A 2,260-nucleotide genomic window follows, 5' to 3' on the forward strand; every position below is an offset into this window, starting at 1 on the left:
GCCGTCGCCGCCGGAGGCGTTGCGGCGTCGGGCGCGGGCGCCGGCTTCTGGCAGGCGGCCAGCGACAGCGCCGCGGCGAGGACGAGCGCGGACAGCGGCAGCGCGCGGACGGGAGCGGAGCTGGACTTCATGGGGCTTCCTCTTCGGCATGGATGCTGGACACGCGCCGTTTCATCAGCGCGCGCAGCGGTATGCGCAGTTCGTCCATCGCCGCCACCGCCGACTGGCCGAGCGAGTCGTCGCGGCAGGGCAGCATCGCTTCGGCGATGGGAATGCGCAGGTTGCAGGCTTCGTACAGTTCGCCCAGCGACAGTTCGTCGAGGTCGCGCGCGAGCAGCCATTCGCCGCTCTCGGCGCGGCGCACCACGCTGATCTCGCCGAGCTGTTCGAGCATCTGCTGGACCAGCGAATCGGTCAGCATCGGCTCGAGCTGCTGGATGTCGTCGATGTGCAGCCCGCGCCCGCGCTTGCGCGCTTCGGCGAAGCGCGCCAGCAAGCGCAGCAGGCCGTACATTTCGAAGCCCAGCGGCAGCCGCATCGAGGCCGGCTGGTAGCGGAAGGCGGCGATCGAGGACGCCAGCGAGGCGCCCAGCAGCACCGCGATCCAGCTCAGGTAGATCCACAGCAGGAAGATCGGCACGAACGCCAGAGTGCCGTAGATCTTCGAATACGAGCCGAAGCTGCCCAGGTACAGGCCGATGCCGCCCTTGATCAGCTCGAACAGCAGCATCGCCAGGAACGCGCCGGCCACCGCGTGGCGCCATTTCACCGTGCGGTGCGGCACCACCACATAAATCGCCGCGAACGCCAGCCACTCCAGCGCCATCGGCGCGCCGCGCAGCAGCAGGCCTTCGAGCATGCGGCCGGGCTGGGTGGCGAACACGCCCAGGGCGAAGAACCGCGCCGAGATCGCCAGGCTGGCCGCGGCCAGCAGCGCGCCCAGGGTCAGCACGGTCCAGTAGATCAGGAAGCGGCCGATGCGCGGTCGCGCCGAATGCACGCGCCAGATCCGGTTGAACGCGGTTTCCACGCCGTTGAGGGTGATCAGCAGCGACACCACCAGGGCGATCACGCCGGCGGCGGTGAGCTGGCCGGCGTTGGCCGAGAACTGCTTGAGGTAGGACTCCACCGAGCGCGCCGCCGAGGGCACGAAGTTGGAGAAGATGTAGTCGCTGAGCTTGTCGCTCCATTCGCCGAACATCGGGAACGCCGAGAGCACGCCGAACACCACCATCGACAGCGGCACCAGCGCAAACACCGTGGTGTAGGACAGCGCGCCGGCGGCCTGGAACAGGTTGTCGTCGAGGAAGCGGCGGGCGAGGAAACGGAAGAAGGTGTCCACGCGCGCGCGGTCGCGCACGCGGTCGCTCCAGCGATAGATCGAATCCAAGGGCTCCATCGGGCGCAGGGTAACCGATGGGGCGTTGGGCGCGTGCATGGGGCCCTCATCCGCCCCCCTGCTTTCGCAGGGGCAGGCTCTTCGGGGCACCTTCTCCCGCTAGCGGGAGAAGGAACAGCAAGCTGCTGCGCGCGCTGATAGCCCCTCTCCCGCGGGCGGGAGAGGGGTTGGGGTGAGGGCCGCCCGCCGCGCATTCCTCTATCCTTCCCCGCGCAAAGGAGAATCCGATGACCGAAGTGTTGGTGCTCTACTACAGCCGCGGCGGCTCCGTCGCCCGCCTGGCCCGCCAGATCGCGCGCGGCGTCGGCGAGGTCGAGGGCGTGAGCGCGCGCCTGCGCACGGTGCCGCCGGTGGCGGCGATCACCCAGACCGCGGCGCCGCCGGTGCCCGAGGACGGCGCGCCCTACGTGGAGCCGCGCGACCTGGACGAATGCGCCGGCCTGGTGCTCGGCAGCCCGACCCGCTTCGGCAACATGGCCGCGCCGGTCAAGCACTGGCTCGACGGCCTCGGCGCGCAGTGGGCCAGCGGCGCCCTGGTCGGCAAGCCGGCGGCGGTGTTCACCTCCACCGCGACCCTGCACGGCGGCCAGGAATCGACCCTGCTGAGCATGATGGTGCCGCTGCTGCACCACGGCTGCGTGATCCTCGGCATTCCCTACACCGAGCCGGCGCTGAGCCATACCCGCAGCGGCGGCACGCCCTACGGCGCCAGCCACGTCGCCGGCGCCCAGGACGACCCGACCCTCAGCGACGACGAGGCCGCGCTGGCGCGCGCGCTCGGCCGCCGGGTCGCGGCGCTGACCGCGAAGGTGAGCCGTTGAGCGGCGCCGGCTCCGCGCCCGGCGGGCCGCAGGAAGGCGG

Annotated in this window: 2 protein-coding genes; one reads left to right on the forward strand and one right to left on the reverse strand. The window is 71.1% G+C overall.

The features are described 5' to 3' along the window. Positions 1-127 precede the first annotated feature (127 nt). Positions 128-1,399: a YihY family inner membrane protein gene (locus A7A76_RS20420; RefSeq protein WP_206413035.1), complete on the reverse strand. Its 1,272-nt coding sequence runs from the start codon at positions 1,397-1,399 to the stop codon at positions 128-130. 227 nt (positions 1,400-1,626) lie between these two features. Here A7A76_RS20420 and wrbA point away from each other — a divergent pair, with 227 nt between their 5' ends. Further along, positions 1,627-2,220: an NAD(P)H:quinone oxidoreductase gene (wrbA, locus tag A7A76_RS20425; RefSeq protein ID WP_206413034.1), complete on the forward strand. Its 594-nt coding sequence runs from the start codon at positions 1,627-1,629 to the stop codon at positions 2,218-2,220. Positions 2,221-2,260 lie beyond the last annotated feature (40 nt).

This window comes from Lysobacter enzymogenes (assembly GCF_017168095.1).
Taxonomy (GTDB): Bacteria; Pseudomonadota; Gammaproteobacteria; order Xanthomonadales; family Xanthomonadaceae; genus Lysobacter; species Lysobacter enzymogenes_D.